Genomic DNA, 1488 nt, shown 5'->3' with positions numbered 1-1488 from the left:
CATGTTTGAATATCGTTTCACCGGCAGCGGCGAACTCGCCGGGCACAATCTGGGCAACCTGATGCTCAAAGCGCTGGATCACCTGAGCGTGCGACCGCTGGAAGCGATTAACCTGATTCGCGGACTGCTGAAGGTAGACGCGGTGCTGATCCCGATGTCAGAACACCCCGTCGATCTGGTGGCTACCGACAGCGGAGGAAACCAGATCTACGGTGAAGTGCAAATAGACAATCTGAACGTCCTGCCACAGGATCTGCAACTCCACCCGGTGGTCAAGGCGACCCAGGAAGCGATTGATGCCATCGATCAGGCCGATTTGATCCTGATTGGCCCAGGCAGCTTTCTGACCAGCCTGATGCCCCTGCTGTTGCTCGACGATCTGGCGCGCGCCCTGCGCCGCACGCCAGCGCAGATGGTCTATATCGGCAATCTCGGGCGTGAACTCAACCAGGCTGCTGCCCATATGACGCTGGCACAAAAGCTCGCCATGATCGAAACCAAGGTGGGACGTAAAGTGGTGGACGCAGTTATCGTCAGTCCACACACGCAGGTGCAAGGCATCAACGATCGTCTTATCGTGCAACAACCATTAAGCGCTGCCGACGTGCCGCACCATCACGATCGTGAACTGCTGCGCCAGGCGCTGGAAATTACCCTGCAACGCCTGGGCTAAAACCGCTCTGTCAGCGTGCTATTCGCTACGCAGCCACGGCGTATGGGTGACACCAATTAGCATGCCTTCGGGGCTGAGGAAACGCGTCACCCACTGCCCCCACGGTTCGAGCCGGTTATCCACCAGTAGGGTATAACCCGCCCGTTTAACCGCAGCGGTGGCGGTCGCCATATCCGCAACCTCAAACTCCAGCCAGCTTTGCGGCACGGTGACATCCTCCGGCCAGCGTTCAGTGCCAAAGCAAGACTGGCTCGCCTGCGCCAACGGCCACAGTGCAAAGTGCTTCACGCCCCCCAGGGTATCGGCCACCAGATAATCGCTCGACTCCCCCAATGGTTTAAGCGGTAAACCCAGCGTCTCCAGATAGAGCGCACGACTTGCCGCCGCGTCCGAAGCGATCGGGCCGAAGCCCGCGATAAACAGTACATCTACATCCGGTAGAGAAAATGTCATATCAGCACCTTGCCCTCACAGGGAAATCAGGATGCGGCGATAAATCGCTCACGTAAGGCATGAATCTGGTCACGCAACGCCGCCGCCTCTTCGAACTCCAAATTCTGCGCGTGCGTCATCATTTGACCTTCCAATTCACGAATCTTTTGCTCCAGCGCTTTTGGCGTCAGTGCATGATATTCTGCGGCTGGCTCAGCGGCTTTACGTCCGGCGCGGCCTTTGCCTTTCGCCGTCGGCTTGCCTAATTGCAGAATGTCATCGATCTTTTTGTTAAGACCGGTAGGCACGATGCCGTGCGCTTCGTTATACGCCTGCTGCTTCTCACGTCGCCGCTCCGTTTCCTGCATGGCGCGCTGCATTGA

At 57.8% G+C, this 1488-nt stretch carries 3 protein-coding genes; 1 reads left to right on the top strand and 2 read right to left on the bottom strand.

The annotated features are described in order from the left end of the window. Nucleotides 1-673, top strand: a 673-nt coding sequence (locus J5224_RS27475; protein WP_264628307.1) for a gluconeogenesis factor YvcK family protein, incomplete at its 5' end; no start/stop codon positions are given. Nucleotides 674-691: 18 nt separating this feature from the next. Here the strand turns inward: J5224_RS27475 and J5224_RS27470 are convergent. Further along, nucleotides 692-1126, bottom strand: a complete 435-nt coding sequence (locus tag J5224_RS27470; RefSeq protein ID WP_264628306.1) for a VOC family protein — start codon at nucleotides 1124-1126, stop codon at nucleotides 692-694. A gap of 26 nt (nucleotides 1127-1152) precedes the next feature. Further along, nucleotides 1153-1488, bottom strand: a 336-nt coding sequence (locus J5224_RS27465; protein ID WP_264628305.1) for a UvrB/UvrC motif-containing protein, incomplete at its 5' end; no start/stop codon positions are given.

It is taken from the genome of Candidatus Symbiopectobacterium sp. NZEC135 (assembly GCF_025962695.1).
Note: the sequence above shows the minus strand (reverse complement) of the source record. Positions and strands in the feature narration are given on the sequence as shown.